Here is a 1,974-nt window from a genome sequence, read left to right as displayed (position 1 = left end):
GGCGTCGGCGCGATATGATGCGGCGGGTCGGGTGGTGGAGCGAGGCCATACGCAGTACCGGTATGACGACTGCGGGCGGCTGACGGTAAAACGGGAAACGCGACCGGGGTTCAGGCCAAAGGAAACGTATTTTGACTGGGACGTGCAGGACCGTCTGGTTCGGGTGAGCTTGCCGGACGGGGCGCGATGGCGGTATCGTTACGATGCATTTGGTCGCCGGGTGAGCAAGGTGCGCGAGGGACAGGTTCCCTCGGCGCAGGCGGTAGCGCGGGTGGCGTACCGGTGGGATGGTGACCAGCTTATTGGTCAGCAGCAATACACTGCCGATGGCAGTGCGGCAAGGGAAGTGCAATGGGTGTACGAGCCGGGGAGCTTCCGGCCGCTGGCACAGGTAGAGGCGCGGGGCGACAGCACGCAGTTGCACTACATTGTCACAGACCTGACGGGAACGGCGCGAGAGCTGTGCAGCGAGGAGGGCGAGGTTCGCTGGCGCGGTGAACAGGGGTTATGGGGCGCCCATCGCGAAGAGCGACGTCCCATCCCGCTGCGGCGCTATCTGGGCGATGCGGCAAACGAGGAAGTGTACTGCGAGCTGCGCTATCAGGGGCAGCTATTCGACGCGGAGACAGGATTATATTATAATCGGCATCGGTATTTTGACCCGGAAAGTGGGCAGTATTTGTCGCCGGACCCGATAGGGCTGGGCGGGGGGATAAGGCCGCAAGGGTATGTGCATAACCCATTGGAGTGGGTTGATCCGCTAGGGTTGACTAAATCTACTTGCCCTGGGAGCGATAAAGCATCTCCGGACGATAAGAGGTCTGGTGCTAAGCAGCCCTCATCACCTGGGTCTATGCAAAAACAAGTTGAAAGAGGACAAGCTCCTAGAGATGTTGAACGTGTTGATCGTGGGCATATTCCAGGACAAGAACCTCATGTGCATTATAAAGATGGTACTTCCTCCAATATGAGCGGTGGTGTTCATGATGCTCATAAAGGAATGCCAAACCCAAGTAAAAAAACTAGAGAATGGCTACTTAGCCATGGCTGGACACCGCCTAACTAAGGGAACTATATGAATATATACGGTTATGAATCCGATGATGGCGAATTACTCAGTTTAAAAGAGATAACGCTTCAATTGTCGGTTGATGAATTAACTGACGTGATAAAATTTATGGAAAATACTCTTTCATTAATGAAAAAGCATGAGAACTTTGGTCATGAGCACTTCAAGGACTATATAAGAAAGCCATGCTTAAATATGCCAGATCTTATTGTGTCAAAATAACATAGTCACTTAAATAAAATCCGGAAGCGATCTCCCGATCCTTCCGGTTTTTTATTTTTAGCGGCTTGTGTTTTACGCCAGCATATTCCCCACCTCTGCCCAAATCGTTACTTTACCGGGCAGCCCCTCAATCATTAACGGCTGGCCGAGTAACCCGCTCAGGGTGAGCCAGTCGCCTGCCAGTGTCAGTTCGCCGTTGTCACTCACCCAGTCAGCCCCTTCCGCTTCGTTGCCATCCAGTTCAGCCATCAGCGCCGCAATATCGGTGTTCTCATCCAGCCGTGTCAGCATCAGCCCGTTGCGGTAAAGCTGAATACGGAACAGGGTATGGGCGGTAAAACCCGCCTGTGCCAGTTCGTCGCCCGTTAACGTCAGCTCCGGCAGGCCGCCGTGCTGAAATGCATAATCAATACTCATCGCGCACTCTCCACGTTCAGGCCACCGGGAAAGCGGTTCAGCCAGTGGGTGACGGCATACTCATCAAACGGGGCGATGCTGAGGGCTTGCAGGTTGCCCCAGAGTTCGTGGATATCCTGCGTGGTAATCACAATGCAGCCGGGCATGATGCGTAGCTTCAGCGGTTGCCCGGTGGTAAATCCCGCGTCCTTCAGCCACTGCCCGGCGATGTTGATAGCGGGGGTGTCGTGGTTGCCCTTGACGGGGCGATAGCCGACGCGGGTAAA

The 1,974-nt window shown here is 54.8% G+C and carries 4 protein-coding genes; 2 read left to right on the top strand and 2 right to left on the bottom strand.

The genetic code is table 11. From position 1 onward, the window contains the following. Positions 1–1,066, top strand: a 1,066-nt coding sequence (locus tag OI69_RS18580; RefSeq protein ID WP_235319739.1) for an RHS repeat domain-containing protein, incomplete at its 5' end; no start/stop codon positions are given. A gap of 9 nt (positions 1,067–1,075) precedes the next feature. Then, complete coding sequence (locus OI69_RS18575) at positions 1,076–1,291, top strand: hypothetical protein (protein WP_039354105.1); 216 nt, start codon at positions 1,076–1,078, stop codon at positions 1,289–1,291. A gap of 72 nt (positions 1,292–1,363) precedes the next feature. On the opposite strand, the gene OI69_RS18570 is transcribed toward OI69_RS18575, so the two are convergent. Next, on the bottom strand, positions 1,364–1,708 hold the full coding sequence (locus OI69_RS18570) for a SymE family type I addiction module toxin (protein ID WP_039354102.1): 345 nt from the start codon (positions 1,706–1,708) through the stop codon (positions 1,364–1,366). Further along, a partial coding sequence (locus tag OI69_RS18565) for a SymE family type I addiction module toxin (protein ID WP_039354099.1) occupies positions 1,705–1,974 on the bottom strand: 270 nt, incomplete at its 5' end. The genes OI69_RS18565 and OI69_RS18570, both read right to left, overlap by 4 nt.

Source organism: Pectobacterium fontis, from assembly GCF_000803215.1.
GTDB classification, from domain to species: Bacteria; Pseudomonadota; Gammaproteobacteria; order Enterobacterales; family Enterobacteriaceae; genus Pectobacterium; species Pectobacterium fontis.
This window is presented reverse-complemented; position numbering and strand designations above follow the sequence as displayed.

Excerpts from the sequence above, each read along its gene's own strand:
- OI69_RS18575 (WP_039354105.1), top strand. The coding sequence starts at position 1,076 with ATGAATATATACGGTTATGAATCCGATGATGGCGAATTACTCAGTTTA.
- OI69_RS18570 (WP_039354102.1), bottom strand. The coding sequence starts at position 1,708 with ATGAGTATTGATTATGCATTTCAGCACGGCGGCCTGCCGGAGCTGACG.